Below are 23642 nucleotides of genomic sequence, written 5' to 3'. Positions count from 1 at the left end.
CTAACGGGTGCTTTACTTGAAGATCGTTGAGCTGCTTAGACAGCTCTTTTCTTGTTTAACTAACGTAGCAGTTTAGTTGAACAAGGGGATTGGATGTTTTTGGTGAATTAGTAACTTGAATGAGAGGAGTATTTCAATGGAATTTATTATAACAATTGGTGTGATTGCGATAGTTATTACATGCTTTTCGATTGAACTGAAGCTAAAAAAAACAAGTGAGCAAAATAAAGAAATAATTGAATTACTAAAACAGTTAAAAGAAAAATAATAGATTTCCACTTTAACTAACGTGGTGCTTTACTTCAAGAAGGGAGCGAATAATGATGGATCGAATTTATTTTGTAGACAACCCTTGGCCTAATGGTCATCGAATAATCAACTTTAAATGGAGTGCACATTTTAAATATGAAGAAGACGAAGAATCGAAAGAAAGAATGGGATTGTATTTCGATTTACATTTGGAAACTGCGGATTATTATGAGGAAGATTTAGATGAGGATGAGGATGAAGACGAAGAAGTAGACGATTGGCACGCTAAGATTGTATGGAACAACTATCATAGTTGTACTATGTCATCTCAAGAATGGGATTATAAAGGTTTTCGTGTAGGAAGTGATGAGGCACCATTTGACCTAGAAACACTAGATGGGAAGGCATATGAAATTGACTTTCTATCCAAGAATGAACAGGAAAACTTGAATCTAAATTTGACTGCATTTGATGTTTATTTGCTCGGTCACGATGCGACAGCCTACCATATTATTAAGTTTACTAAAGAAGAAGGCCAGTCTTATCAAATTGATTGGAAGGGTAAGTTAGCGCTGGCGTATACAGGTGATTACAAGTTCAGATATGATTTTAATACATTAATTTCTGCTACGTCATTTAGCGGCATTACTATTCCTGATGAACTAACGGATCATAGGGCCTATGAGCTTCTAGAGCGCTTCGTTAGTAAACCAACATTGTTTGAATTGCAGAATGACAACGGGAAGAGAAAATTTATATTTAAATAACGAGATGACTTGAATATTTATGGAGTGTGAGGTTTTATAAACGCTTTTCATTGCTAGTAGGCAGTGTTAGCAACGGGATTAGGTAGTAGGAGATGGATATTAGCTCAAACGCTCAGAGGATTTGACGGACTGACACTTTACTGGTCTTGTTACGTCCCGCCGCCACCAGCCGCAGCAGCAGACTGGACTGCTTTTGCGTAGTCAATTGCCACTAATTTCGAGTACCAGGTTATAGAGCAATTCATAATTGAATTAGAACCTAGTACCCTTCACTTTTTACTATGTATTATTGGAAGTAATTAACTAATCAACAGATGTGTCATTTTTAAATTTAAATAGCCCTAATAACACTTTTAATATAATGGCTATTATTGACAGTTCTATAAACTTATGAGAATAAATATGAAAATATTGATACGCTTGTAAATGATTATTTGAATTTATCAGAGCTATATACTTTAAAAAGACATTATCATTGATTGGCAATGTATTAGAGATTAAAAAACTCAAGTAAAAGCTATCTGATTCATCAATTTTAATCTTATAAATAGTTTCAATTAATGTCATATATCCATAGCTAAAACTTATACCTGAAAATACGTAAGCAGCTATATATAAACCAAGTAAAACCGTAATTATTACCAATTTCTTTTTTGGGCTTTCTATTGAATGAATTTTATCGAGATAAATAATCATTAAAACCAAAAATTCTAACGTACCTATTAAAAGAATTAAGGGCAAATACCAACTAATAGCTATTTCTATGTTTAAGTTAAAAGTCGTTGTCCTAATTAAAAACAATATCACAAAAATCATCCCTAATAATAGGAATAGCATCCGAATACATACAAATAAAATAAACTGTGGAAACTTATCCCACTCCGTACCCAATATCCAATTCAATAAAACTCCAAAACTAATACTTATTAAAGCTATAATAAAAGTTAATACCACTTCGTTTTCCATTAAAGGTATTATTGCATAAATTGCTGCAAGTAAAATGATGAAATTATTATCTTTTTTAATGAAAATAATCAGCTTAGGATTAAATATTCCCGCATCTTCGTTAGAATTCATTAACTCCTCAACTTCTTTCTAAGGTAAATTTCAGCTTCTGTTAAAATAACGAGTATTTATTAGAAGTAGGAATGTAACACTGAAATGGCGGGTGACCACCAGCGTCGCATAGTATCATTTCGAGTACCAGGTTTTAAAATAATGCAGGATTCAACAAGAACCTGGTATCCTTCACTATGCCCCGCCCCCAGCAGACTGGGCTGCTTTCGCGTAGTCAATTGCCACAACGAGCGCTACGAGAAGTGGTTCCATCTCATCATCTAGAATTTCCAACTGGTAGCTATCGCCCCATGTGAACCACTTTTTGCTGACAGCGCCAATCAGTTCCCCATTTTGGTACACTTCGAAATCCATATCCCACCAATTCCCCTGTACTTCTATCCCTGCCGCATCAATTGAATACCTTGCTCTAAAAAAAGAACACTCCTTTTTTATCATTACCGTTTCTTGGCCGTGCACTTCGACATAAAAAGTCGGTAGGAAGCTAAACGTCTTTTTCGTGATCATCGCCACTTCCTGCCTAGCCACATCCATAATCGAAAACGTCTTCGGCATTTGCATGAAGCTTCCTTCTACGAAATACACTTCATTCTCTTCTGCATCCTTCACCGAAAACTTGCCACTCAGACTATATACCTTTTGCTTGATATACAACTGTCTCATGCAATCCCTCCTCGTACGATAAGACCTTTTTCAGTAAAACCCAATATCTCTACTACGAATCGGATGACAAAACGTTTCACTTTCTCTATAGAAGTAAGGGGAAAACATAAAATCTTGCTACTCCCACTCAAGCTCGCATCCGCGCCAACACCCGCTCCCCCGCCCTGGCATGTCCTAAATAATACGGATACGCGACAACTTTGTTGCGATGGAAGTATACTATATTCGCAGCATCCGTTTCATCGAAATGAAAAAGCTTCGGCATTAAATGGGAGGCATTGGTCAATCGTTTTGGCGTCTCTCTGAACATGTCCTGATGGAGTGCGTGTGCATCTAAAACATTTTCACTATAATAAAACGCAAATCGATCTGGCATTGTTGTTTCGGCAACGTACAGCTTAATCTTGCCTAGACTTAGCTGGTTTCGTGCAACCATTTTCGAAATTGCCTCTTCGTCATAGTCGATGGCATCCAGTCGCTTGGAATCTTCGTCCACTTTTACTTTCCCCTTGGCAATTGCCCAAAAAATCCGATGTGCCAGGTGTACCATGTCCATTTCAATCGCCAACTGAAACACTTCTTGTACAGATACCATGTTCACTCCATCCTTTCTCTTGACCAATCTATACTGTGGAGAATGCCTGTTTCTTTCACATAACGGACAGTTGTGGTCCCTGTAGGTCCGTTGCGATGTTTTGCGATATTTATTTCTAACAGGCCGGGCGTGTCTGTTTCTATGTTGTAGTAATCATCGCGGTATAAAAAGCCGATCACATCTGCATCTTGTTCAATATTGCCTGAGTCACGTAAATCGCTCATGACAGGTCGTTTGTTATCACGGTTTTCGACACCGCGGTTTAACTGTGATAGACAAACAACAGGACAGTCAAATTCTTTTGCCATTTGCTTTAAATCATTGCTAATTTGCCCTACGACTTCCGTGCGGTTATAGCTCGGGGAGTCGCCACGGATAATTTGTAAATAATCGACGAAGATAATCGGTTTTCGCTTCGGCTCCGTATGTATCATTTTTCTCGCTGCGGCGCGCATTTGGGACACTGTCAGTCCGGCACGGTCATCAATATGAATATTCGCTTCGTCCAATCTAGCGAGTGTCGGGAGCCAGTTCGATTTTTGCTTGTCAGTGAAGTGTGTGTAAGGATTTCTCATACGCAGTCGGTTATAGCCGCCCGTTATCGCAATGAACCTGTCAATCATCGAGGTTCTGCTCATCTCTAGCGAAAAAATAATCGGCTTATAGCCCGCTAATCCTGCATGGAGCGCGAAATGGTTCAACGTATCAGTCTTTCCCATCGACGGTCTCGCAGCAATGACGATTAATTCGGCAGGTTGGAAACCATCGAGCAATTTGTCCACATCATGCAATCCAGTCGGTACGCCAGGTACATGCTGCATTTCTTCATAAGGCCTTTCACCCATCCGTACCAAATCCATTTTAATGCCCGTATCGAGTCTTGCGCTGCCTTCCTTTTCTAAATCCTCAAACGCTTGTTGTATCTTTCCAATTTCCCAATCCCCCTCTTTCGCTTGTATAAGGATCTTGTTTTTTTCACGATTTTTCCATGCCTCGCACATCATGTCAACATAACGGTCAAATTTCGTCGGGCTTGCATAATTCGCCAGTTCAGCCAAGTAATTTGCGCCGCCCAGTTCAACCGGCTCCATCATCGTCAGGAGCGTTACATAGTCGACAGGACGTTTTTTTGCCAGTAACGCCTGCATGCAACCAAAAATATTTCTGTGAATTTGACTGATGAAAAAATCTTGTGCCACATCACTATCGACGATTAAATAATTCTCCGAAAGCATCGTTCCTAACACACTTCTTTCAATCTGCTTAAGACATGTCATCCGTTACGCCTCCCCTTTGCTAAAGTCTAATTCGAGTGGCTTTGGCGGACTGCTTTCTGGCAAGTCACTGACCCTCGATTCTTCCAAATAGTTTTCAAAATTCGTCGCATTGAATAACGTGGAAGGACGTAAATACTTCTGCCAATGTGGATCATCCAGCCAGTTCTTCGCTTTCGTGTCAATGACCTTTTTGCAATCCGCCACTGTGTACCCTTCAGAGAAACGCCCCTTCACCAATCGTGCTGTCGCCTTCGAGGATGCTTTGAATTGCTTGTTTGCTTTATCATTTAAGTACTCAATGACAGATACAACGTCGAGATCGTTCTCGACAAGGTTTTTTTTAATACTCTTAACCTCTTTGGTTATTGCTAGGGGCATTTTGCCCTCTGTAGAGGGGGCAATCTGCACTTCCTCTTGGGGTGATTCTGCCGTCATCGAAGGCGCAAGTTGCACCGACTGCCCTTGCAGCATTGTATAATTGATGCGGTACCATTTTGTCTTGTCCATTTTCATCCGATTATACTGAGAGGTCGAAATGATATAACCGCTCTCTTCCAGTTTACGAATCGCTCTTTTAATCGTATCGACAGACCAAAACGGGAACTCTTCGTTTTTCCATTCTTCATATGTTTTGTAAACCCACTTATGCCCATCCCGGACATTCGTCGAGATGAGCGATCTAAAATGCAGTTGCTGAAGTAAAACAGCCGCGTTTAATCCCACTTCCATCGCAAGCGACGGAAGCACTTGAAGCGGCGACTCTTTTATTAATAAATTCATCACCAATCCTCCTCAAATGAAGTGCAAAAGCGCAGGGCGCCTGTTTAGACGCGACAGGCACATTTCTACCTACTAGCGAGTTTTATTGACGGCAGCACGATGTCTTTTTCCTAGACGAACGCTGCCTTCACTCTTTATATAGACAATTCATTCGAAAAAGGATACAACTTGATGAAATTTATTTTTTCTTCACGATGGTATAATTGCGGTCATAGGGGTTGACGTTAAAAATTTAGAAAGATAAAAAAGCCTAACCCCTCCGTTTTTTGAACGAGGAATTAGGCTTAGAATCTGCAACAATCGTGCCCTTTAGTTTAATAAGGTTTTATGGAATACTTTTTTAAAACTATTTATCCACTTTTTCTAACCCTTGAATTCGTCTTCTATTTCTTCTCAATTTCATTATCACTAACCGCACAATTTTATCTTTAACCCCAATTAATTATTTCATTAAAACCCTCTTAAACTTCCTACCCCGATTGCGGAATATTGAAAAAGACGAAAGCTGTCAAATAGTTTCTCTTTTATTTTGCTAAAGATCCTGTTAGCTATCCATGAAGCCATGCATCTCCACAGAAAATGTAAGAGAATTAACTTTATCCTAATTTACATTTAAATAAATATAATAGTTGCAGAGTAAATCAATAACAAACACATGATTAACCTAACTGACTTTTCATATTTGGCAAAAAGATTTTTGAACAACGAGCCAAACCCTGCCCACAAAAGCAATGCTAGCCATCCCAAAAAAATTGCTAAAGCTAAATACATAACAATAAATTTAAGAGAGCCATTAAACGGTAAAACAAACGCACTAAGCAATGTTAAAAAGAAAAAAATACTTTTGACATTTATAATTTGAAAGATAAAACCCGCTAAAAAAGAAGATTGTACATCTATAGAATCCTTCTTTGAACTGTTGGACAAACTGACTTGCCAAGCGAAGGGAAAACTTTTGGCGTGTCACATTTGATGGACGGGGACAAGGTTGGAGAATTGGAAAGTTTCTTTACATTCAATCCCTAAAACATCGATTTTATTGCTGACGAGCTTGCATCCTCTATATATCCCAGCTTTACATAACTATCGCGCCCTATTATTTAATAACTATTATCTAAAATCGTTATTAATGAACTAACAGCGAACAATATAAATGCCATTTGAGTTAAGACATAAAAGAAGAGTTCAACTTTAGTCAGTTTCCTTTTCTTCTTAATTTTTTTGAAATGAAAATAATAATAAAGTGCACATAAGATTAAAACTGCACCTGAGAACTGGTATACACTCTCCAGTATTTCCTTCAAGTGAACCCTCCTCTCTTATTTGGCCCGATTGTTAAACAATACTGTTCAACTAACCTGCTGCGTTAGTTCAACGAGGTTTTTGTCGCTGAACAGATTTCAATGTTGCATGCACCTCAAGTAGAAATAGCCCAGATCTCGAAAGTTTTTTGAGTATGCTTTGATACATCTACTGCTCTAATCCAGTTTAAATGCTACATACACCCCTAGTGGACATAACGCCCGTTGATTTAAGTATATTGTGAATCAACCTTTCGAACAATACCCAGAATTATAACCAGTCTTTCACATAAGCAACTAATCCTAAAATTGCACCTATTACCAACCCCACAAAAACATAATAACGTGTTTTTATTTTTGTAACATTTCGTTTTTCGCTATTATCATTCATAATATAATCCCTCCTACTTAATGAATTTATAGTATATACAATTCTCATTGGGAAAATATTCAAATTCCTGTTTTTTTAATAAACATCAGATTAACATAACATCAGCGAAAGACAGCCGACTCTTTTTTAACTAAAGCTACCCGTTAGTTTATTAAAATATTAAATAAAACATAAAAGGTAAATCCTGTTACTAAGAAAAGTGTAATGGCAGTTGCCTTTCGTTTTTCACGAAATTCAGTAATTCCAGTAACTAAAAGCATTAACCCTAAGAAAAACAATACATAAGGAATTATTCCTCCTGATATACCAGTTATCAAAGCATAACTTGATAAAGCAACAACAATAATGGCTAAAATAAGTTTAAGTATTTTCAACGTCATATCCTCCAAAAATAAAATTAACTCCATCACCAATTTCTGTTTAATCATATCATTAACTCTATATATTGGGTTGAACTGGATATTCCTTATTAAACTAACCTGCCCCGTTAGTTGAACAAGAAACTCGATTAGCTCCATCCACCAAAGAACCGATCCTGCCCCTTTTTTTGCAAATCTAACATAGTTTCATTTTGAGTGTACTCTTAATGTACAAATAGAAAAAACTAGGGAATCACTAAACCCTAGCTTTTATTACATCATTTTTAAATAGAACATGTTACCCAAATTAAATATTTCAGGTAACTTTAATTAGTTAGATATTTTTCAGGGAAAAATGTAATATTTAATATTTTCGATGACAGGGGGAGATTTATTTTTAACTGTACGTGTAAGCAATGGGATTTAAAAAAAGATGACTCCGGCTCAATACCGAAGTCATCTCATAGTAGCATAGACTAAAATGTCACTTTATTAAACTGTCCATTAAATGAGTCTCAGTTCACTCTTAGTAATCCCTAAGTAATATATTATAGGAATTTTTCATTATTTTTCCCCAACACATACATTTATTAATTTCTATGTGTTATGGTAGCTTGGTATTTTAAAGATAAGGGGGATTACCATGAAAAAGATTTTTTGCTCGTTTTTATCATTTATTCTGTTACTATCGTTTATCACACCAAGTTTTGCAAAGGCAAATGAATCAGTAGACGCTTCTGAAGAAAATCAATTAGAATGGGTGGATATTGAAGAAGAGGTAAATTGGTTATTTGAAGAAGAAGCACCTGGGTTATTCCAACTTCTCAAAGAGGTAAATTGGGATGAAGTAGAATTAGAGTTAGCTGAAGATGAAATTGACTGGAGTAACATTCCAATAGAGTTAAATGAAGAAATTCAAATGAATGAAATGGAACCATTGGTCTGGGGACTTGTTGCAAGAGCTGTCTTAAGTGGAGGAAAATATGTAATCAAATGGGGCTCTAAAATCTTCAAAAAAGCTCCTAAATCAAAAGTTACTAATGCATTAAATAATTTTACAACCGGAACCTTTAAAACAGGAAGCCACACTTTCAAATTAACCAAAACAGATATGCAACATATGCTAACGAGACATCATCCTGAATACTGGGATGGTACAGTGAAAGCAACTCAAACTTTCTATAATCCAAATTTAAGTGTAAATGACGTAAAAAATATCGCCTTAAACATAGCTAAACAAAATAGTTCAACCCTATCCAAAAAGGGAACTAACGCAACATTCCAAGTTGAAGGAACAGTAAATGGAATTAAATATGTAATGGGAATAACAAAAGGACACATCAAACAATTATATCCTAAATAATAAAGGAAGATGTACAATGGAAGAGTTAACAATCAATGAATTTCTCATAAAAAATCCTATCACGGATCTTCAAGACTTAATAGTCAACCCTAGTCAATATATTATAAATGTAGAAGATGATTATAATAAACTTATTTCTATCATTACCAAAGATCAGGATCGATATATTGAGAATGGAATTATTACAATAGAAGGTGGAATATTTATCAAACAACATTATCAAGAAATTTCAGGGGTGAAATATTGGGATGACCTCCCGACATTATGGTCCTACATTTTAAACGTAATGGAAGAATATTTAGTAGATGGACAAGCAAAAATATATTTTCCTAGTCAACCAATTAAAATTCAATTAAAAAAACTTTATAGAAAAAAAATAGAGTTTTTAATAGACCATAATAGATTAATAATTGAACAGGATATATTTTATAAAACCTTTCTAGATCGAGCCGAATCCTTCTTTAATATTCTTGTGAATAAGTTAGATCTTGAAAAATATGAATATGAGATTAAGCAAATTCAAAAAATCAGACTTATGATTTAAGTAAAGTAAAGAGGCTGAAACAAAATCAATGTGTTACAACCTGAGGAATTTCTTCAAAACTTTTTGCATTTGTTGATAGTGGTGCAAAGGAAAATACTAAACTTACAATTAGGATAAACTTAATTATTTTTTTCATATAAATTATTCCTCCTAATAATATATCAAACTTTTCTACTACAACTTTACATCTTCTTGTTCCACTAACTTGAAAAAGGAATTCGATTACTGAACGAGCTTGCAAAGTCTATACACACCAGGTTACCATAACGCCAGTTCTTCACTCTATTATTCAATAAGAAAGAGCTGCCATGAAAGGCAGCTCTTTCTTAAATTAAAGCACTCTTTTTGTTGCTTCTCTTATGGCACGAATCAATGTGCTTATTGAAATGCCCGTTATTTCCTCCACTTGCTTATTGGAATTACTCTTCGGTAGACGTCAAGCGTGTTCAATCTGTTTTTTGCCGTATAGGTTCGGACGACCCTCTTTGAAATCGGGGTTCTGTTTTGCAATGGCTTTGCCTTCCTGTGTACGTTCCACTATCATATCCCGTTCAAACTCAGCAAAGGAACTCATGATGTTCAGGATCAATCGTCCTGTTGGCGTATCCTCCACTAAGCCCATTTTCAGCACATGGACCTTAACGCCATTTTGCAGCAGGTCTTTGATTAGTTCTGTACCAGATAACGCAGTACGGGCAAACCTATCCAGTTTAGTGACCATTAACGTGTCACCTTCCTCCAATATAGAAAGTAATTCAACGAATTGGGGACGGTCTGTTTGGTACCCGTGAACTTCTCAGAATAGATTTTGTCACAGCCTTCTTTCTCCAACGCTTGAAGTTGTGCCTCAAGATCTTGGGATGCTGTACTTACTCTTGCGTATCCGCATTTCATATAAATTAGCCCCTTTTTTTCGGTTCACTTATGACACTAAGATGAGACACAGCTTAATACCTTGATTGTCACTTCAATTGGTAAATTGCGCCTCTTCGAAATGCTATTTTGCACTTCAAAGTACGCCCTTTCTAAACAATGAAAGCACTTATACAAGCTGTGAGATGGGATTTAAATTTGGTTGTGCAAATTAACGATTAAAGTAAACGAAAATCACCTCTTAAAGTGATACATAAGGGTAACCAGGTTATAAAAATACCAATTAGTATTTACTGAAAATTTTTAGATTAAATGAATTTCAAAATAACAACTTACTCCTATATGTGGATTGTTTATTAATTAATTGATTACTAGTGATTTCAGGGCACTTCAAACCGTTGGCATTTTATTTTGAACATATAATTTTTAAGACAAAATTATTCTCTTTCGATGAAATATTCTCTAATTTCAATTGGTAATTCTTCTATAGCTATAATTTTCATTTTTTTCGTTCCAGGAGTAGTTTGAATTAAGTAAGTTTTCTCATCAAATTCCACTAGTGTAATTTGCGTAATCATATTAGGATTAAATTCTTCTTGAATATATTCAATACTCTTATAGTCAATATTTTTAGAGTCAAGAAACAGTGACTCTGGATTTTCGGAGTTCCTTAATGTCTGCATTAATTCTAATGAATTAGAAGGGTTAGTAATAGCCCAGTAAATGATTGGTGCTGAAACAATGAGTAAAGCAAAAATAATGGCTAATATTTTTTTCATATAAGATACCTCCAAAATTAAATTGATCAAGAAAAATTAACTGTACCATAGACTATTTCCATATCGTCCTGTGTGATGCCTGTATACCGTAACCTAACACTTTCGAAGCTATGGTTAAACGTCTTTATCAAGAGCGTAATATTGGTCCCTCTCTTTATCTGCTGGTAGCCGAACGTTTTTCGAAGGGAATGTGTCCCGATGTTCTCAAGACCTAACTCGTTCGCTACATCACTCATAATGGTCCAAGCCTGGACCCGACTAATCGCTTGATTCGTCCCTTTCCGGCTCCTGAATAAATAGGCTTCCGAATCCCCCTCATAATACTGATCAGCATACACTTCAATCGCTTTTTTGACCCCTTTAGAAAGGGCGTCCTTATTTTCCTTCCCAGTTTTTTGTTCAATCTCCATCAAGTGCGCACGCACGTGATTTTTAGGATCTAGTACATGTTTGAATTGTCCCCTGACTAAATCAGAAATGCTATAGGGTGAATTGATACCGATCGTCAATAAATGATAGTTCCTTTCGCTTTGCGCGAAAAGGATTTTTCATGCTACTAATCTTGTGAAGTTCTCGTATCGGTTCAACGTATTTCATGCTTTCCGTACCCCTCCTCATGTGGCTTTAAAATAAAGATGAATCATTTTAAATACAGTTCGAAAACGTATCCAAATGTTTGGTACAATTACGTAGACAAGCTGGACTTTAACAATTCAACAAACGGGCCAAATTCTGAAATAAAAATATTGATTAAGAAGCTGTGCCTTGTATAATCTTGGGGGGGAAAATGAAACATACAAAAGAAAAAACAAAGAACACACAAAAAGAATTCAATCCAAAAGATGCTATTTTTGTATTCTCATCATTTGCTTTCATTTGCGTTGCTATTATATTTATTCTTATCGTTTATGACGTCCTAACAATTCAAAGTTTACTTTCATTCGGGCAGCCTATCAAAATGTCAATAAGCATAGTGAGTACTTCTTTTGGTTTGCTTTTATTTGGCATAATATTAGCATTTAGTATACCTTCTAAATATATTGACGATACCAATAAAGGCTTTCAAAACTATACACTTTTCAGTATTTTTTCCTTTATGTTTATAGGTGCGTTATTTGAAGAGTTGTTGTTTAGAGGAATTATCCAAAACTTGATTTTTGTATTTACCGAAAGTCAATGGATTGCAATTATTACTACTACTTTATTATTTTTAGGCTTTCATATTCAATATTTCAAAAAGCCAATAATGTTAATGAATATAGCAGTGCCAAGTTTAGTATTTGGTTGGATTTATTTTGAAACAAACAATATTTTAGCTCCATTTGTTGTCCATTTTCTAATGAATTTAGGAATAACATTGTTATTCAAATACAATTTAATTAAGGTTAAATAATAAAATTCAGGTGTTCAACAAACGGGCACGATTGTTAAATATCATAGCTATAAAATGATCAAACATTCTTTCAATGCCACACCTCATGCATTTCAACACACAAACGCCAATCTAACTTAACATATGTTAAGTTAGATTCAAATGCGTAATGAAAAAATGCATGACTAAAAAACAGCTTGATCCTTTGTATACCAAGGGATCAAGCTGTTTTTTCTAATCTAACATATCTACACTGCGTTAGATCGGAAGCTCTATGTGAGGGATAAAGGGAATATCGAAAATCAGTTTCCATTCCTATATTCTCCGTCTTTTTATATGTCACTCTCGTACGAGTTTTATAAAAAAAGTTCTTTTTTGTTACGGTGAGTTAAGTCTACTTTGTAAAAGGTAAAGACAAACCACCATCGAAATGCCATGTCTCAGCTTTGCTATATAAAAGATGAGTTTTCTTTTTTCGACCTATAATTGACCGAAAAAAACTAATCCTCATTTTATATACAAAAAATATTTCATGAAGTAGTATTATGTGTAACGATATATCGTTACACATAATAAGGCGTAACATAATACCATAAACTGTGAAATAAGGAATGTAAGTAATGGCATATAATGGGGGACCGATGGCTGAAGCAATGTATTATGTACTACTGGGATTAATGCATCCCAACCATGGCTATCAGCTGATGCATGCAATTACAGAAGTTTCGAATGGCAGATTAAAAATGGGACCCGGAACACTTTACGGAGTACTCTCACGAATGCAAACAGAAGGCCTTATTTCATAACTTTTTCATTTTAGCCACCCTTTCATTGATAAAATCCGAAATCTCTTTTTTAAAAGATTAACCTAAGCAAATTCTTTGGTCAATGAATTTCCCAAAATCAACCACATTCTAACTACCCTGTTTTTAAAACTCAGTTCAAATCGGTCACTCATTTACCTCACCCTTCTAGTTAAATAAGAAAAGGGTACTTGAAACCTAATTGAATTAAAGCACCCGTTACTTTAAGTACATTTTTTTGCAATGTCTTATCTGTTCAGTAAACTACCCTAACCCAATATTTTAAGAAAGTACTCGACATTATACATAATAATTACACCTAACATTAGAAAAATAAGTGTAGTAACATGTTGTTTTGAGTTTTTCAGATACTTCCACTCCAGAATAGACTGAAAACCCAATAATAATATTATATAGAGGATCCAATACCACTTCATAACATTTATATCCTTTGTAATAACAAACGGAAGAGTGCATAAAAAGAGAACCAAAATAATGCCTCTTCCCCATTGGTCAACTTTTTTACCAGAAGTTTCGGAAATCTTTTTCTTTTCAACACCAAGTAATTTATTTAGTATTTTTTCTAATAAGATCACCAAAATTACAAGAACTATAATGAAAACCCAATACCCCACAATAAATCCCCCATTTATTTCTTTGTTAACAATATTATACCATAAATTTCCTAGTTACTTATTGAACTAAACTACTTCGTTAGTCTATAAGAAAAAAGAGCTCCCTTAGAAGTCCTTATGCTTCAACTAAAGCGCTCGATTGCTTAAATAAAATTAAAATAATCTATTACCCCATAAGCAACCGATTCTAAGATGGTGGAATTCATTTATTGCTATAATCATTATAAATGCTACGATATTTATGTACAAATGCGCTAACTTAAAAATGTACACTTTTGCCTCATTTTCTAGCATACTAATCATGAGGTGATTGGTATGTACATAACGCTAGATGTTCAAACGGATTTTGAAATCAATAGTCTTTCAGACTTAACAAAATTCAAACAGTTAATGGAGAATCTAAAAATGAAAATTAACAAAAGCCAATTGGCAAGGGAAATGGGTATAGATCGGCGGACGGTTGATAAATACCTAAGTGGATTTACACCAAAAGAAACAAAAGAGAAAATAGCGATTTTAGATGAATACTACGAAATAATTGCAGCACTTTTATCTGAGGACTCGAAGCAAGTCTTTTATTACCGACGCGTACTTTGGCAATACCTAACGGACAATCATGGGTTAAAATGTGCTCAATCTACTTTTCGTCGTTATATTTCAAAAAAGCCAGAGTTCGCTGCCTATTTCACAGAGCAGGTGCGCGTGCCTTCACCTAAAGGGACGACAAGATTTGAAACACCGCCTGGCCAACAAGCACAATTCGATTGGAAAGAAAGTATTCCATTCGAAACAAGTGATGGAGAAAAAATAGAGGTAAATGTAGGAGCGCTTGTGTTAGGGTATTCACGTTTCCGCGTATTCACTCTTACATTACGAAAAACACAAGATGTTTTATTCTCCTTTTTGACGGAGGCATTTGAAAAAATAGGAGGTGTTCCGAAGGAAATCGTAACTGATAATCCAAAAACGATTATGGATGTGCCACGAAGAGAAGATAATCCAGGGAAAGTAAATAGCCGGTTCGCTGCTTTTGCGAAGGACTTTGATTTCAAGGTTAGGCCGTGTATTGCAGGTCGTCCCCGTACGAAAGGGAAAGTAGAAACTCAAATGAAATTTATAGATGAAATTCATGCCTATCAAGGTCAGCTGACCTTGAACGAACTCTATCAATTCATTGAAAAGTTGATGAATCGAGTCAATCAATCCTTTCATCAAGGTTCAGGGAAAATCCCAGCATTTGCGTTAGAAAAAGAAAAGAGTTCCCTTCTTCCGCTACCAGCAGAAAAAATAAGGAACTCTTACCGTATCAAGCATCAGCTTGTACAGGTGAATACATCAAGTATGATCTCCTACAAAGCCAACCAGTATTCAGTGCCCACTAAGTACATCGGCCAAAAGGTAGGGATACAAGTACTAGATGATCAATTATGGATTTATTATAACATGGAGTGCATTGCGCGCCACCCTATATCGAATCGGAAATTAAATATTCGTCCTTCAGATTATAAAGAAACGCTGCAAATATCAGCTCCCCATTATCCAGACATTGAGGCTTTAGCTAAAAACAATCTAAAAGCCATTGGAGAGGTGTATGACGCATGATGCAGCAAACAAATTATCAACAGCTTCTGAAGAACTTGGAGTATTTGAAACTGAAACAAATGGTAACGTATTTAGACGAAGTCATCGACTTCGGTATCCACAATCAGCTGTCATTTATCGATACATTAATTAAACTGACAAACTATGAAATCGATTTACGTGAAAAAAACATGGTTCACGCGATGGTAAAAGTGGGTGCATTTCCAAATTTAAAAGAGGTAAAGGATTTTGATTTTGAATTCCAACCCTCGCTAAATCCACAGCAAATTCAAGATTTTCTTACGCTACGTTTTATTGAAGGGAACGAAAACATCGTATTTCTGGGACCTAGTGGAGTCGGAAAAACATTTTTGGCTTCAGCGATTGGCATCGCAGCCGCTAAAAAACGTACTAGCACTTACTTTATTAAATGTCATGACTTGATTCAGAACCTGAAGCGGGCCCGCTTAGAAAACCGTTTAGAAAGCCGCTTGAAACACTACACAAAGTATAAGTTACTCATAATCGATGAGATAGGCTATTTACCGATTGATGCGGAGGATGCAAAACTATTCTTCCAGCTGATAGATATGCGTTATGAAAAACGTAGCACAATCTTTACTACTAATGTTAACTTCAAATCCTGGGACGAGGTATTTCAGGAAACCAAGTTAGCAAATGCGATATTAGATCGTATTTTACATCACGCAACGGTGGTTACCATCGTTGGAAATTCTTATCGTTTGAAAGATCATCTAGCTCCAGAAGGTGAGTGATTTTGTACATCATTAAGTGAGCGTTTTTGTACATAGATTGGTTGACATTTGTAATCATTACAATAAAACTAGTCCAACTAAGTATTCTTTCAACATATTTATGTAGTGTGTTTACGTATATTTTATCTAATTCAGATTCCTCTATATTCAATTTTGTTAGTAGCTTTCGATTGATAAATTGATCTAAAATGAGAGTAGCAATTAGAATGGTAATTTGTGTACGCTTCGATTTCCTTTAGCCATTCTTGACTATTTTCTACTCTACTTTTTATTTTCACAAAAATTATTTCGTAGTCCTCTTTATATTTCTACATAAATATTCAATTCCCTTATTAAGTGTTCTTCAAGAAAATGGTCCGATTGTGGAAGTTTAGCATTGTACGTTAGTTTGCTTTAGAACTGGATATTTTTATGTATGTCTTTTAACCTCCATGTTCTTCAATTATCCGCATTGCAATGCCCGTTAACTCGCCATGTTCAGTAAATCGTTCATTAAGCATATCCGTAAGAATATGTTCTAGGAAGTATGCTACACAGTGCATATCTTGAAACAGAAGGATTGTCCTTAATGCTTCTTCGTATATCTCTAAAAACAATGGCTCTGGATTATCCTTTTGAATCTCACCAAATGCTTCATAAAGCAAATCAATTTTATCAGCAACAGATAAAATGCGCCCCTCCAATGTCTCATCTTTACCCTCTTTAAGTCGCTCCAAATAAATGCTTTGAAACTCAGACGGAATTTCCTTTTCTACAAACTTTCTTGTCATTTCTTCCTCTACTTCACTGAATAGTTGCTTCAACTCTTTCGAAGCATATTTTACAGGCGTCTTTATATCTCCTGTAAAAAGTTCCGCGTAATCATGATTCAATGCCTTTTCATATAAGATTCTCCAATTTACTTTCTGACCAGATTCCTCTTCGACTGTTCCAAGAAATTGAGCAATTTTTGTTACCTTAAATGAATGACTGGCGACGGAATGCTCCTGAAATTTGAACTTTCCTGGACAACGAATAATTTGTTCTAAATCAGATAAGCTTTTAAAATATTGATGTACACCCATCCTATTCATCACCTTTCTATATTTTTTGGGGCTATCGTATAGAAAACCTACTCATACAGTCGAATCATCTTTACGACTAGAATAACACGATAATTTATGCTTTTTTAATAGGGCTGTGTTCTCTTTAAATACTGTCTTTCATTACTTTCCCTTATTCCGCCTAAATTATGCAGGAAAGGGACTAATATCACACAACTAAGAATTTAATCGGTCAACTTAGTCACTTATGGCGTGCTTCGGTAGTCCGTTTAGCTACTTCTCAATAATATAATTAACTGGTACATCTGAATTTCTGTAATTATTCCTTACCTTTAAAAAATGGCTTATCGAAGTTCGATAAGCCATTTCCATACATATTGTGTTATTTTGATAATGCAATTTTTATATGGGCTAAGTGGTGTTCTTCGTGCCAAGCTAATTTGGCAACTTTTGTCGCAACTGTTATTTCACCGTTTTCCTGGTGAGTAAAAGTTCGATCTAATTGCTCTTCGGTTAAACTATCTCCTAAAGATACGATACGCTCATTTATACCTTCTAGCATTTTAATCGAACTTTCTACAGGAAGCTTTGTATCCGGTTGAATAGCCCACTTTTCTTGATCGAAAGCTGGTACTGTTGGATTTTCATCTGTTAAAGCCAACTTCAAACGTTGATACATGTTCAGCTGAGAATCTGCAATGTGATGAACAAGTTGACGAACTGTCCAGCTACCATCACGATATGTTCTGCTTAATTCCTCATCATTTAATGAGTCAACCGTTTCTCTTAATCGTATCGTGTACGTTTCGATTTCCTTTAGCCATTCTTGAATACTTTCTACGGTTACTTTTTTAGGAACTTGTAATTTTCCAATTGGATATTTTACATCCATTTTCAATCCCCTCTTTCCTATTTGTACTTTCCACTTATTTATTTTTTCATAATCCTCTTTGTACTTTATCATAAAAATCTAATTCACTTATTAAAAGACTATAATTTATTCCTCTACTAATGTTGCAATATCATTTTTCACTTTAATAATTAAGAAGTCATCATCTTCCTCTACACATTCTTTTTCATATCTCATTTCTTTATCGATTAGCATTTCAAAATAGTTTGTTTCCGTATTTAGTTCAAAGACTGGACATTGGTCAAATCTAACATCACCAATAAAAATTGCTCTAATTTTCTCCATCTACTATCATCTCCTGTAATGTGCGTAAATCGGTTTTTATCTAAGCATCAATGCATCTGATTGTAGGAACAACTTTATCGACGTGATTACATATTTGACTGGCGGTCCATCAAAATCTATCAATTATTGGATCATAACTATTAATTACCTATAATTTATTTGATTTGCTCCGCCAATTCTAAAATAATTCCTTCTGGCCCACTACAGTAGCATAACTTATAACTTTCTTCATATTGTAGTATCTCACTAAAGATTTTCGTACCTTTCTTTTTTAACTTGGTAACAACAGCTTCAATATCTTCAACAGTAAATGCAATATGTCGGATCCCCAGAGTATTTGCAAAAGGTTGCTGAATTTCTCTTTCATCTAACGGATTATAAAATTTGATTAGCTCTATCCATACCTGACCGTCTGGCGTTCCCAATCCCACACATGCTACTTTAACGTCATTAAGCCCAAATACCTGATTTATCAACTCTCCTTCCATTTCCCATTCCCCTTGTACCTCAAGGCCAAAATCGAGGAAAAAATCTTTTGCCGCATAGAGATCATTTACAATTACACCCACATGATCTATTCTATGGATCTTCAAATCTCATTCCTCCTATGTTCCTGTTTTTTCGCAACATTCCGCATTCCGGATAAGTTTGTTTGTAATTCTAATTCGCTAAAAACAGAAAATATCCTTGTTCAATAAAGTGGTCCGATTGTTGAATACAAGTTAAACAACACTGTTCAATTAACCAGCTTCGTTTGTTGAAGTGTAACATTTCACACTTTATTGCCGAAATCTTCTTGATGTTTTGGACATAAAAATAGTCCCTCGAAATGATGATCATGTTAAACTAAACTCGATAGCTTAACAGCAAATGATCACAACTGTAAACGATAAACTAAAGTGAGCAGTTTTCCACAAATAAGATTGAGCAGTTTTCCTCTAAATAATTCACTTCCTTTATACTAAACTTGTAAAAGGAAGTGAGGAAACTGGAGTGAAGAAAATCATGATTTATATGAAAATCTGCGAGTTATCCGAAATGGGCTTTTCTAAGTCGGCAATTGCGAGAAAGTTGGACATTTCAAGAAATACCGTTTCTAAATATCTAAAGAGTACATCTGAAGAATTTGAGGATTATTTAGTCTCCTTACAATCACGTAAAAAGAAGTTGGATCCCTACAGGGATGTCATTGTTGGATGGTTGAAGAAATATCCTGATATGAGTAGTGCCCAGGTCTACGACTGGTTGAAAGAGAATCAGGGGTTGAATGAAGATAATATTGTGGAGAATACTACTAGGAATTATGTGAATGAGTTACGTGCTGCATATCATATACCAAAAGTGTCTGAACAAAGAGTTTATGAAGCAGTTCCGGATAGTCCGATGGGTTTTCAAGCACAAGTAGATTTCGGTCAAGATTTGGTGACTTGTAATGACGGAAAGAGAAGAAGGCTTTATTTTATTGGGTTTGTATTATCCAATTCTAGGTATAAGTACATTGAATTCTTAGATAGACATTTCCATACAAGAGATTTAGTCCGCTGTCATGAAAATGCTTTTGAGTTTTTTGGAGGCATGCCTGAAGAAATGGTATATGACCAAGATGCTTTACTAGCTGTAAGTGAAAATGCGGGTGACTTATTATTTACCAAGGAATTTGATAATTACCGTAAACTAAGAAAATTTTCTATTTATTTATGTAGAAAAAGCGATCCCGAATCAAAAGGGAAAATAGAACAAGTCGTCAAGTTCGTGAAGCATAACTTCATGAAGAATCGTGAGTTTCAAGACATCCATTTGTGGAATCAACAAGCCATTCAATGGCTTGAGAGAACCGGAAACTACAAAGTGCATCATAATACAAAAAAAAGACCTTCTGAAGTGCATACAGTCGAAAAACTGCACTTAAGAAAAGTCTCTTCAAAATTCTCTTTCGAGAATTCCCTAATAGAAAGTATAACAAGAACAATTCAAAAGGACAATGTCATACGCTTTGAATCCAATCGTTATTCCGTACCTACAGGTACGTACGATGCGAAAACTAAAAACATGGCATATTTAGAAGTAACCACAGATGACCACCTAAATATTCGATTACAGACATCTGGAGAATTAATCGCGAGACATTTACTCTGTAGTTCGAAAGGACAATTAGTTTATGATCCAACTCATCATAAGAAACCAAGTCCAAAGAAAACGCTATTGAGAGACGAAATTGTGATTAGGTTTTCTAATAAAGAATTGATTTGTTGGTTTTTAGATGAATTGAATAAGAAGTATCCAAGACACTTATTAGACCAGTTGAAAGTATTACAAATGGTCATTCGAAATCATCCAGAGCATATAAATGAAGCGCTGGAAACTGTGAAAACTTTGCATATGATTAGTGCTAATGACTTCAGAGATGTCGCTTTCACGCTACATAAAGAATCACAGATGCAAGTAAAAGAAGTAATTACCAATTCACCAAAATATCAAGAATATAAGGCAGCAGAACGATCAGAAGATTACTACACCGATTTATTATCTGGGGGTAAAAGGTCATGACCTCTCCTATTGAACTATTACAAGAAAAATGTAGAACCTTGAGACTCGCTGAAACCGCAAAAGAGCTTCCCGCTCTTTTGCGTAATGCAGAATCGGGCAGTTGGACTTATCACGAGTTTATTAATGAACTCCTTACCCATGAAATGGTGTGCAGAGAAAAAAAGACCATTCATCGACTAATGCAATGGGCAGACTTTCCCTATCCAAAAACACTGGCAGATTATCGACTGGAAGAACAAAATGCGATTGGCGAGAGACAGTTTAAATTATTAAAAGATTTAAATTGGATTGAAGAGATGTTTACCCTAATTCTAATGGGCCCACCTGGGACAGGCAAAACACATTTGTCCGTAGGACTAGGCACTTTGGCTATTGAACATGGATATCAAGTGACCTTCGTTTCAATGGGAGAACTAATATATATTTTAAAAAGCAGTGATTACGTTAGTAAATCAAAGACACGCTATAAACGTATTACAACATCAGATTTAATAATTATTGATGATGTTATGTATATGACTGTAGATCCAAAGGAAGCAAGCCTGTTTTTCCAGTTTATATATGACATGTATGATAAAACCGCATTTATATTAACTTCGAATAAGGGTCCAAATGAATGGGGTAAATTTTTAGGAGATACCTCACTGACAACCGCTATATTGGATCGCCTTCTACATCGAAGTGAGGTGATTTCCTTCGGAGAAGACGAAGAAAGTATGCGTATGAAGTACAGAAAGACTTTGTTTCCCGAAGTAAGTGCTCAAACTTAATTGTGGAAAATTGATCAAACTTAATTTGTGAAAACTGCTCAATTCTACTTGACGGTTACAACAACCCGCTATTTCTCCCAGAGCTCGACCAGTCGACCATCAGGATCTTTAATCCAAATAAACTTTCCATATTCACTAATCTCTTTTTCCTTCGCAAGAGGTACACCAATATATTCAAGATGCTTAATAGTCTCGTTTAGATCATGTACTTGGAAATTTAACATCACTTGTTGTTCTGTTGGGAAGTAGGGGTCATCTTCAGTAAAGAAAGAAAAGGCAGTTTCATTTCCTAAATGGGGTTTAATAATAGTCCCATTCCAATTGTCTATTTCAATCTTCAACACTTCACTGTACCATTTTTTCACAACATCAAGATTCCCAGTTCTCCAAAATACTCCTCCGAAACCTTTTATCATCGTATCCAACTCCTGTCTGTCTTTTAATTTTAGGTTTTACAATTATTCTTAAGTTCCTTCTTTAACTATACTGCCCCTTTATTTGATTGTTTATCAAAAAGAGAAATCCAAGATGTATATTAACGGGTTCCATTTTGAAGTGCAAACATAAGAAAAGTCATATAATTTCTGCTCTAATTTCACAGTGAAAAACGCTATTGTAAAATTATCAACAGCGTTTTTTGTTGGATTGTTAACTGCAATGCTCTATTTTAAAACTGTCTCGGCTAGGGTAAATGCTTCCCATTGATTATATTTCGTTGTTATTGATGAAAGAAACCAATATTCTCTAAATGGTTCTAAATTTTTTTCCACGATTATAATCTTCTGCCCACTATCAAAATCTCCATATGATGCCCATAAATCGTATTTAACGGTAAACCGCATTTTGGATTCGCTAAGCTTTTCTACTTTGGTAAAACGAAAATTACTAACCGAAGGGCTTGACTGACCTGTTATCCAGTGAGTTTGCTCAAATTTACTCCTTGATTGTTTTCGAAGCGAAGGGGACAACATCGCATATTGAACAGCACCACTTCGACCATTTACGCCAAATAGCCACAATTCAACAGCTTGTTTTGGTTCGGTGACCATCAAACCAGTCATAAAAGACATTAACTGGCTTTCTAAAGGAGTAAGTTGTTTGCCTTTAATAATTTCTTCCTCAAAGAAAGGAGGAGGATCGTTCGTTTTTGCATTTACTGTTCCATAATAAAACCCACAAATTAGTATACTAAATAAAACCAATAGAAGAGGTTTACTTTTATCCATTTTCATCATCCTAAATTATATTTAGGTTTAGTTTATCCTGTTCAGTTACAGTCATACCCTGTTCAACTAACCTGCCGCTTTAGTTTAATAAGAAAAAGAGCCGTACTACCAGCTTAATAATCTTCAAGTAAAGGAACCGTTAGTTGAGTAATAGGAGATTAAGTCAAATATCCTATTCAATGAGTTCATAACAAGAAGTAGTGGAAACAAAACAGCAAAAGTAATATTACTTTCTAAGATTGCTTTCCATAATTTCAAACCGTTACGAACCTTATAACCTAACAAAAATATTGATACAGTAACCGCAGAAAACAACAGAAATAATTCTCCCTTTTGTTTCTTTACTGCATTTTTAATTTCATCAATTATCCAAGTGTCATTTCCAGAAAAGGAAAGAGTTATTTTATCTTTTTCAACCCCTAAGAAATTGAATGATTTTAGTGATACATTATCTTTTTGTACAGCTTCAATATCATATCCATTTGGTAAAAATGAAACTTCGTACACAAGAAGATATGAAACACATACAAAAATACTTGCAATTAATAAAAATGCTAAAATTTTTTTAACCTTTGATATAAAATCATTATTCATTAATTAAATCAGCCCCTTTAAATACCTCCGTACCACAAAAACCCAATCCCCTTGTTAAACAAACCTGCCTCGTTAGTTGAAG

Annotated in this window: 27 protein-coding genes and 1 pseudogene; 10 read left to right on the top strand and 18 right to left on the bottom strand. The window is 35.3% G+C overall.

Annotation, left to right across the window (positions count from 1 at the left end):
- The first annotated feature begins 136 nt into the window (after positions 1-136).
- Positions 137-268 carry a hypothetical protein gene (locus tag MKZ11_RS09285; RefSeq protein WP_340794055.1) on the top strand — a complete coding sequence of 44 codons (132 nt, stop codon included), beginning with the start codon at positions 137-139 and terminating at the stop codon, positions 266-268.
- Between the two features lie 55 nt (positions 269-323).
- Positions 324-1016 (top strand): hypothetical protein, encoded by a 693-nt coding sequence (locus MKZ11_RS09280; RefSeq protein WP_340794053.1) that lies wholly within the window; start codon positions 324-326, stop codon positions 1014-1016.
- A 303-nt stretch (positions 1017-1319) separates the two neighbouring features.
- Here the strand turns inward: MKZ11_RS09280 and MKZ11_RS09275 are convergent, their stop codons facing one another.
- The 6 genes from MKZ11_RS09275 to MKZ11_RS09250 form a co-directional block, all read right to left on the bottom strand.
- Complete coding sequence (locus MKZ11_RS09275; RefSeq protein WP_340794051.1) at positions 1320-2093, bottom strand: hypothetical protein; 774 nt, start codon at positions 2091-2093, stop codon at positions 1320-1322.
- Positions 2094-2267: 174 nt separating this feature from the next.
- Positions 2268-2756: an LURP-one-related/scramblase family protein gene (locus MKZ11_RS09270; RefSeq protein ID WP_340794048.1), complete on the bottom strand. Its 489-nt coding sequence runs from the start codon at positions 2754-2756 to the stop codon at positions 2268-2270.
- Positions 2757-2883: 127 nt separating this feature from the next.
- Complete coding sequence (locus tag MKZ11_RS09265) at positions 2884-3351, bottom strand: hypothetical protein (protein ID WP_340794046.1); 468 nt, start codon at positions 3349-3351, stop codon at positions 2884-2886.
- A 2-nt stretch (positions 3352-3353) separates the two neighbouring features.
- Positions 3354-4628: a replicative DNA helicase gene (locus MKZ11_RS09260; protein WP_340794043.1), complete on the bottom strand. Its 1275-nt coding sequence runs from the start codon at positions 4626-4628 to the stop codon at positions 3354-3356.
- Between the two features lie 3 nt (positions 4629-4631).
- Entirely contained in the window at positions 4632-5408 is a 777-nt protein-coding gene (locus MKZ11_RS09255; RefSeq protein ID WP_340794042.1) for a conserved phage C-terminal domain-containing protein, read from the bottom strand.
- A 1835-nt stretch (positions 5409-7243) separates the two neighbouring features.
- Positions 7244-7474, bottom strand: a complete 231-nt coding sequence (locus tag MKZ11_RS09250) for a DUF3953 domain-containing protein (RefSeq protein WP_340794040.1) — start codon at positions 7472-7474, stop codon at positions 7244-7246.
- Between the two features lie 628 nt (positions 7475-8102).
- Here MKZ11_RS09250 and MKZ11_RS09245 point away from each other — a divergent pair.
- Positions 8103-8822: a hypothetical protein gene (locus MKZ11_RS09245; RefSeq protein WP_340794038.1), complete on the top strand. Its 720-nt coding sequence runs from the start codon at positions 8103-8105 to the stop codon at positions 8820-8822.
- 16 nt (positions 8823-8838) lie between these two features.
- On the top strand, positions 8839-9366 hold the full coding sequence (locus tag MKZ11_RS09240) for a hypothetical protein (protein ID WP_340794036.1): 528 nt from the start codon (positions 8839-8841) through the stop codon (positions 9364-9366).
- Positions 9367-9697: 331 nt separating this feature from the next.
- Here the strand turns inward: MKZ11_RS09240 and MKZ11_RS09235 are convergent.
- The 3 genes and pseudogenes from MKZ11_RS09235 to MKZ11_RS09225 form a co-directional block, all read right to left on the bottom strand.
- Positions 9698-10260, bottom strand: a pseudogene (locus MKZ11_RS09235) (recombinase family protein).
- Between the two features lie 416 nt (positions 10261-10676).
- Positions 10677-11018, bottom strand: coding sequence for a hypothetical protein (locus MKZ11_RS09230; RefSeq protein ID WP_340794035.1), 342 nt, complete (start codon positions 11016-11018; stop codon positions 10677-10679).
- Positions 11019-11044: 26 nt separating this feature from the next.
- Entirely contained in the window at positions 11045-11527 is a 483-nt protein-coding gene (locus MKZ11_RS09225) for a tyrosine-type recombinase/integrase (RefSeq protein ID WP_340794034.1), read from the bottom strand.
- 278 nt (positions 11528-11805) lie between these two features.
- On the opposite strand from MKZ11_RS09225, the gene MKZ11_RS09220 reads away from it, so the two are divergent.
- Entirely contained in the window at positions 11806-12411 is a 606-nt protein-coding gene (locus tag MKZ11_RS09220) for a CPBP family intramembrane glutamic endopeptidase (protein ID WP_340794032.1), read from the top strand.
- Between the two features lie 599 nt (positions 12412-13010).
- Complete coding sequence (locus tag MKZ11_RS09215) at positions 13011-13196, top strand: PadR family transcriptional regulator (RefSeq protein WP_340794030.1); 186 nt, start codon at positions 13011-13013, stop codon at positions 13194-13196.
- A 266-nt stretch (positions 13197-13462) separates the two neighbouring features.
- Here MKZ11_RS09215 and MKZ11_RS09210 read toward each other — a convergent pair whose 3' ends face one another.
- A complete protein-coding gene (locus MKZ11_RS09210; RefSeq protein WP_340794028.1) occupies positions 13463-13828 on the bottom strand; it encodes a DUF4181 domain-containing protein in 366 nt (121 codons plus the stop codon).
- Between the two features lie 315 nt (positions 13829-14143).
- Here MKZ11_RS09210 and istA (MKZ11_RS09205) point away from each other — a divergent pair, with 315 nt between their 5' ends.
- Positions 14144-15430 (top strand): IS21 family transposase, encoded by a 1287-nt coding sequence (istA, locus tag MKZ11_RS09205; RefSeq protein ID WP_340792502.1) that lies wholly within the window; start codon positions 14144-14146, stop codon positions 15428-15430.
- Complete coding sequence (gene istB, locus MKZ11_RS09200; protein ID WP_340792503.1) at positions 15427-16185, top strand: IS21-like element helper ATPase IstB; 759 nt, start codon at positions 15427-15429, stop codon at positions 16183-16185. Before istA (MKZ11_RS09205) ends, istB (MKZ11_RS09200) begins: the two co-directional genes overlap by 4 nt.
- Here istB (MKZ11_RS09200) and MKZ11_RS25065 read toward each other — a convergent pair.
- The 5 genes from MKZ11_RS25065 to MKZ11_RS09180 all read right to left on the bottom strand — a co-directional run bounded on the left by MKZ11_RS25065 (position 16127) and on the right by MKZ11_RS09180 (position 19016).
- Complete coding sequence (locus MKZ11_RS25065; RefSeq protein ID WP_445326988.1) at positions 16127-16336, bottom strand: hypothetical protein; 210 nt, start codon at positions 16334-16336, stop codon at positions 16127-16129. The genes istB (MKZ11_RS09200) and MKZ11_RS25065 overlap by 59 nt on opposite strands.
- 271 nt (positions 16337-16607) lie before the next feature.
- A complete protein-coding gene (locus MKZ11_RS09195) occupies positions 16608-17249 on the bottom strand; it encodes a YfbR-like 5'-deoxynucleotidase (protein WP_340794025.1) in 642 nt (213 codons plus the stop codon).
- A 361-nt stretch (positions 17250-17610) separates the two neighbouring features.
- The gene (locus tag MKZ11_RS09190) at positions 17611-18120 is read right to left on the bottom strand and encodes a YfiT family bacillithiol transferase (RefSeq protein WP_340794023.1); all 510 of its coding nucleotides are present in this window, start codon (positions 18118-18120) and stop codon (positions 17611-17613) included.
- 105 nt (positions 18121-18225) lie between these two features.
- Positions 18226-18423, bottom strand: a complete 198-nt coding sequence (locus tag MKZ11_RS09185) for a hypothetical protein (protein ID WP_340794021.1) — start codon at positions 18421-18423, stop codon at positions 18226-18228.
- 155 nt (positions 18424-18578) lie between these two features.
- Positions 18579-19016 carry a VOC family protein gene (locus MKZ11_RS09180; protein ID WP_340794020.1) on the bottom strand — a complete coding sequence of 146 codons (438 nt, stop codon included), beginning with the start codon at positions 19014-19016 and terminating at the stop codon, positions 18579-18581.
- Between the two features lie 400 nt (positions 19017-19416).
- On the opposite strand from MKZ11_RS09180, the gene istA (MKZ11_RS09175) reads away from it, so the two are divergent.
- Both istA (MKZ11_RS09175) and istB (MKZ11_RS09170) read left to right on the top strand, forming a co-directional pair.
- Positions 19417-20970, top strand: a complete 1554-nt coding sequence (istA, locus tag MKZ11_RS09175; protein WP_340793835.1) for an IS21 family transposase — start codon at positions 19417-19419, stop codon at positions 20968-20970.
- On the top strand, positions 20967-21740 hold the full coding sequence (gene istB, locus MKZ11_RS09170) for an IS21-like element helper ATPase IstB (protein WP_340793833.1): 774 nt from the start codon (positions 20967-20969) through the stop codon (positions 21738-21740). The genes istA (MKZ11_RS09175) and istB (MKZ11_RS09170) overlap by 4 nt, the downstream gene beginning before the upstream one ends.
- Positions 21741-21808: 68 nt before the next feature.
- Here the strand turns inward: istB (MKZ11_RS09170) and MKZ11_RS09165 are convergent, their stop codons facing one another.
- The 3 genes from MKZ11_RS09165 to MKZ11_RS09155 form a co-directional block, all read right to left on the bottom strand.
- Entirely contained in the window at positions 21809-22156 is a 348-nt protein-coding gene (locus MKZ11_RS09165; protein ID WP_340794018.1) for a VOC family protein, read from the bottom strand.
- A 246-nt stretch (positions 22157-22402) separates the two neighbouring features.
- Positions 22403-22966: a hypothetical protein gene (locus MKZ11_RS09160; protein ID WP_340794016.1), complete on the bottom strand. Its 564-nt coding sequence runs from the start codon at positions 22964-22966 to the stop codon at positions 22403-22405.
- Positions 22967-23089: 123 nt separating this feature from the next.
- Positions 23090-23560, bottom strand: coding sequence for a hypothetical protein (locus MKZ11_RS09155; RefSeq protein ID WP_340794014.1), 471 nt, complete (start codon positions 23558-23560; stop codon positions 23090-23092).
- Between the last annotated feature and the right edge of the window lie 82 nt (positions 23561-23642).

This window comes from Sporosarcina sp. FSL K6-1508 (genome assembly GCF_038007465.1).
GTDB lineage: Bacteria > Bacillota > Bacilli > Bacillales_A > Planococcaceae > Sporosarcina > Sporosarcina psychrophila_B.
This window is presented reverse-complemented; position numbering and strand designations above follow the sequence as displayed.

Bases quoted from the DNA above. Each gene is read 5' to 3' on its own strand.
- MKZ11_RS09155 (WP_340794014.1), bottom strand. From the start codon at position 23,560: ATGAATAATGATTTTATATCAAAGGTTAAAAAAATTTTAGCATTTTTA.
- MKZ11_RS09240 (WP_340794036.1), top strand. From the start codon at position 8,839: ATGGAAGAGTTAACAATCAATGAATTTCTCATAAAAAATCCTATCACG.
- MKZ11_RS09275 (WP_340794051.1), bottom strand. From the start codon at position 2,093: ATGAATTCTAACGAAGATGCGGGAATATTTAATCCTAAGCTGATTATT.
- MKZ11_RS09190 (WP_340794023.1), bottom strand. From the start codon at position 18,120: ATGGATGTAAAATATCCAATTGGAAAATTACAAGTTCCTAAAAAAGTA.
- MKZ11_RS09255 (WP_340794042.1), bottom strand. From the start codon at position 5,408: ATGAATTTATTAATAAAAGAGTCGCCGCTTCAAGTGCTTCCGTCGCTT.
- MKZ11_RS09215 (WP_340794030.1), top strand. From the start codon at position 13,011: ATGGCATATAATGGGGGACCGATGGCTGAAGCAATGTATTATGTACTA.
- istA (WP_340792502.1), top strand. From the start codon at position 14,144: ATGTACATAACGCTAGATGTTCAAACGGATTTTGAAATCAATAGTCTT.
- istB (WP_340793833.1), top strand. From the start codon at position 20,967: ATGACCTCTCCTATTGAACTATTACAAGAAAAATGTAGAACCTTGAGA.
- MKZ11_RS09280 (WP_340794053.1), top strand. From the start codon at position 324: ATGGATCGAATTTATTTTGTAGACAACCCTTGGCCTAATGGTCATCGA.
- MKZ11_RS09195 (WP_340794025.1), bottom strand. From the start codon at position 17,249: ATGGGTGTACATCAATATTTTAAAAGCTTATCTGATTTAGAACAAATT.
- MKZ11_RS09230 (WP_340794035.1), bottom strand. From the start codon at position 11,018: ATGAAAAAAATATTAGCCATTATTTTTGCTTTACTCATTGTTTCAGCA.
- MKZ11_RS09165 (WP_340794018.1), bottom strand. From the start codon at position 22,156: ATGATAAAAGGTTTCGGAGGAGTATTTTGGAGAACTGGGAATCTTGAT.
- MKZ11_RS09160 (WP_340794016.1), bottom strand. From the start codon at position 22,966: ATGGATAAAAGTAAACCTCTTCTATTGGTTTTATTTAGTATACTAATT.
- istB (WP_340792503.1), top strand. From the start codon at position 15,427: ATGATGCAGCAAACAAATTATCAACAGCTTCTGAAGAACTTGGAGTAT.
- MKZ11_RS09245 (WP_340794038.1), top strand. From the start codon at position 8,103: ATGAAAAAGATTTTTTGCTCGTTTTTATCATTTATTCTGTTACTATCG.
- MKZ11_RS09265 (WP_340794046.1), bottom strand. From the start codon at position 3,351: ATGGTATCTGTACAAGAAGTGTTTCAGTTGGCGATTGAAATGGACATG.
- MKZ11_RS09285 (WP_340794055.1), top strand. From the start codon at position 137: ATGGAATTTATTATAACAATTGGTGTGATTGCGATAGTTATTACATGC.
- MKZ11_RS09270 (WP_340794048.1), bottom strand. From the start codon at position 2,756: ATGAGACAGTTGTATATCAAGCAAAAGGTATATAGTCTGAGTGGCAAG.
- MKZ11_RS09220 (WP_340794032.1), top strand. From the start codon at position 11,806: ATGAAACATACAAAAGAAAAAACAAAGAACACACAAAAAGAATTCAAT.
- MKZ11_RS09185 (WP_340794021.1), bottom strand. From the start codon at position 18,423: ATGGAGAAAATTAGAGCAATTTTTATTGGTGATGTTAGATTTGACCAA.
- MKZ11_RS09260 (WP_340794043.1), bottom strand. From the start codon at position 4,628: ATGACATGTCTTAAGCAGATTGAAAGAAGTGTGTTAGGAACGATGCTT.